Origin of the sequence: Microcoleus sp. S13_C3 (assembly GCF_036700905.1) — a bacterium.
Taxonomy (GTDB): domain Bacteria; phylum Cyanobacteriota; class Cyanobacteriia; order Cyanobacteriales; family Microcoleaceae; genus Microcoleus.
Window position 1 is genome coordinate 1 of the sequence record NZ_JAUBPT010000302.1, and the last position, 3,420, is coordinate 3,420.

Below are 3,420 nucleotides of genomic sequence, written 5' to 3' on the forward strand. Positions count from 1 at the left end.
AGGTCGGCGCACGACGCGCAGAAAAAACTGTTTCATAATCTACGCTCTAACAGCAACGGAATAGAGAAACGGGTTATCGAACTCGATATCGAAAAATGCTTCGACAGGATAAGCCACGCCAGCATAATGGAACGACTCATCGCCCCAAAAGGCATCAAGACCGGAATATTCCGGTGTCTAAAATCAGGAGTCAATCCAGAATTCCCAGAACAAGGAACCCCGCAAGGGGGTGTGGTAAGTCCATTACTAGCCAATATTGCTCTCAATGGGATTGAGGAAATACATCAATCAGTTCGTTACGCGGATGACATGGTAATAATTCTGAAGCCTAAAGATGATGCGGAGGCAATACTTGATAAAGTCAGTGAATTTCTGGCAGAACGAGGGATGAAGGTTAGTGAAAAGAAAACTAAGCTAACAGCTACGACAGATGGATTTGACTTCCTCGGTTGGCATTTCAAAGTGCAAAACAACGGGAAATTTAGATGCGTTCCATCAGCGGACAATTTTAAAGCGTTCCGTCAGAAGGTAAAACACATCGTTAACAACTCGAATTATGGTGCTACGGTCAAAGCTGAAAAATTAGCCCCTGTAGTTAGAGGCTGGAGAAATTACCATCGCTACTGTAAGTTGGAAGGGTCACGGTTATCACTGTGGTTTATCCAAAATAGAGCCTTCAAGGTATTCAATAAGGAATCGAAACAATCTCGCTACACCAGCAAGAAACTGCTTGATAAAGCATTTCCGACGGTTCCTTACTCCGAAAACAAATTTGTCAATGTCAAAGGAGAGAAATCTCCCTACGACGGAGATATAGCCTACTGGAGTGAGCGTAACAGCAAGCTCTATAACGGCGAAACCTCTAAAGCTTTAAAACGGCAAAACCATAAATGTGGAAAATGTGGCTTAAAAATGCTAGGCGATGAAAAGGTACAACTGCATCATGTAGATGGTTGCCATAGTAATTGGAAAATAAATAACCTTCTAGCGGTTCACTCTCATCTGCCACGATTATCTCCATATGAGCAAAGGCGCAAGCCAAGAACATCGGGAGCTGGGTGCGGGGAAACTAGCACGCCCAGATCTAACTGAGAGGGGCGGGGAATAAGCGCGACTTGAAAGGTCGTTTAGAACGGAGAGCCGACTCTCCTAGAGAATTCACACTCTCTACCCTCAGGTAAAAAGACTCTCAAAAAGAGTCTGGTCACGCCTAAGTAGGTAACGAAACAGGCGGAATGCAGACCACAAACGTAACCTTAACTAATAGCCTAAACTTGGTAAGGAGCAAGAGGGAGTTCTCCTAAGATGAACGAAAGTAAATTGATGTCTAAACTGCGTCATCGCCCAGAGAGCCAAATAAGGCTGATAGGCTCTAACCAAAAGGTAAGTGGGTAGATTTATAGTTTTATCTTCTATGAATCGTGTGAATACAATTCCCATCGCAGAAAAGTCAACATCTAACGGAGAACATAGACTAAACGAAACGACAAGATAAGCCCTACAGAGTCTATGGAAAGGTCGAAACCCATAGTAAGTTAACCGTAAGGGAGACAGAATTCTCTGGAGGGTAAAGGATGAGAGAAAAAGCAAATGCCTATCTGTAATAGATAGGATAGGGATTCAAACTTTGTCCCTGACCGAAAGGAATAGCAGACTTCTCTTGGGTCTTACGAGAAAAAGACTAAGCAAAGAAACTTAATTCAAGGACAAGTTAGATGATGTATGCAACTACAACAAACGGACTGAGAAAACCGTTGGAAAACTGGAGTCAGGTCAACTGGAGACAGGTAAATAAAGCGGTCAAGAATCTGCGTCAACGAATTTTTCTCGCGAAAAAACTTGGTAACTGGAGGAAGCTGCGAAGTCTCCAAAAGTTAATGCAAAGAAGTTACGCGAATTTATTATTGTCTGTTCGGAAAATTACCCAAACCAATAAAGGAAAAGCAACGGCAGGAATTGACAAAGAAGTAGTCAATACCCCAGAGCAACGAGTGAAGCTGGTAAACAACTGGAACGGCGGTAATCATCACCCTACAAAACGGGTGATGATTCCCAAAGCTAACGGGAAGAAACGACCGCTCGGAATCCCAACCGTGCGCGACAGAATCGAACAGGCAATAATAGTTAATTCACTAGAACCAGAATGGGAAGCCATTTTTGAACCAAATTCCTATGGATTCAGACCTGGTAGAAGTTGCCAAGATGCTATAGCCCAAAATTGGATAAGATTAAATGCAAGTCCAAATGCTAGAAACAATTGGGTTCTAGAAGCAGATATTCAAGGCTTCTTTGATAATATTGCCCATGAATCTATCCTGAAAGAATTAGGAAACTTTCCAAAAAGAGACCTAATTATAGGATGGTTAAAAGCTGGTTTTATCTTTGAAGGGAAATACAACCCGACAGAGATGGGGACACCACAAGGAGGGGTAATATCACCTCTTCTAGCGAATATCGGATTGCATGGATTAGAAAACCACATTAAATCCACCAATCCTAAATTAGGCGTGGTTAGATATGCTGACGACTTTGTAGTCACAGCCAGAGACAAAGGAAGTCTCGAAATCGCCCAAGATCAGATTAAGCAATGGTTATCAACAAGAGGACTTGAACTCAGCGCCCAGAAGACGCTAATAACGTCAATGGAAGAAGGTTTTGACTTCCTTGGATTCAACCACCGCCATTATAATGGCAAATTGCTGATTAAGCCTTCAAAGAAGAAAGTCCTCGACTTTTGTAAAAGAATTGGACGAGAAATCTCAGCAATGAATGGGTGTGAACAAGAAGTAGTCATAAAAAGACTTAATCCAATTCTGCGTGGATTTTCCAATTACTATAAAGGTGTTGTTAGCAAACAAACTTTTGAATACATCAAAAGTAGAACCTGGCAATACCTTTGGAGTTGGTCGAAGCGTAAACATCCTAACAAAAACACAAAATGGGTTCGGAAACGCTATTTCAAAACCATAGATGGTAATAAATGGACGTTCGCTACTATAACTAGCGACCGCCGAGGGAAAGAAAAGGATTTAATCCTCTACCCGATAGCGTACACGCCGATTGAACGCCATGTAAAGGTCAAGGGGGATGCGTCACCGGATGACCCCTCTCTCAGAGAGTATTGGGAAAAACGCCATCAGAAATATGGTAAAAGCTATTGGGAGCGCAACTCGCGCAACTACAAAATAGCACAAAACCAAAATTGGAAATGTCCAATCTGTGGCGAATCTTTATTCAACGGAGAGGAGTTAGATACCCACCACATAGTTCCTGTAGCTCAAGGCGGAGATAATTCGGTCAAAAACCTTCAGCACTTGCACCGAGCGTGCCATATACAGGAACATTCAAAATCCAAGTCGATCGCTTGAAGTAAGGCTTGAGCCGTGTGAGTGCGAAAGTCTCATGCACGGTTCTTAGGGG

Annotated in this window: 2 protein-coding genes; both read left to right on the forward strand. The window is 42.7% G+C overall.

From position 1 onward, the window contains the following. Window positions 1-1,092, forward strand: a 1,092-nt coding sequence (locus QUA16_RS36060) for a reverse transcriptase domain-containing protein (protein WP_333109608.1), incomplete at its 5' end; no start/stop codon positions are given. A 662-nt stretch (window positions 1,093-1,754) separates the two neighbouring features. Further along, window positions 1,755-3,368, forward strand: coding sequence for a group II intron reverse transcriptase/maturase (gene ltrA, locus QUA16_RS36065; RefSeq protein ID WP_333109609.1), 1,614 nt, complete (start codon window positions 1,755-1,757; stop codon window positions 3,366-3,368). The last annotated feature ends 52 nt before the right edge of the window (window positions 3,369-3,420 follow it).